The organism is Pseudomonas sp. Kh14, from assembly GCF_900291005.1.
In the GTDB taxonomy this organism is placed as follows: Bacteria; Pseudomonadota; Gammaproteobacteria; order Pseudomonadales; family Pseudomonadaceae; genus Aquipseudomonas; species Aquipseudomonas alloputida.
Window position 1 is genome coordinate 1 of sequence record NZ_OLKJ01000312.1, and the last position, 236, is coordinate 236.

The following is a 236-nucleotide window of genomic DNA, read 5'->3' on the forward strand; positions in this document are numbered from 1 at the left end:
GTGCTCAACGGCGTCGGCCATGACGACTTCGCCGACCGCATGATCGCCGCCAGCGAAAAGCCCGGCATCAAGACCATCGAGGCCAACCATAACGTGCCGCTGCTGGCGGCCACCGGTGTTGCCGCCCGTGGCGCCGGCAAGGTGGTCAACCCGCACACCTTCCTGTCGATCAGCACCACCATCGCCCAGGTCAACAACATCGCCCGCGAACTGGGCAAGCTCGACCCGGACAACGC

1 protein-coding gene is annotated in these 236 nt (G+C 66.1%); it reads left to right on the forward strand.

What is annotated here, in order from left to right; genetic code table 11:
* Window positions 1–236, forward strand: a 236-nt coding sequence (locus FQ668_RS28250; protein ID WP_178097280.1) for a metal ABC transporter solute-binding protein, Zn/Mn family, incomplete at both ends; no start/stop codon positions are given.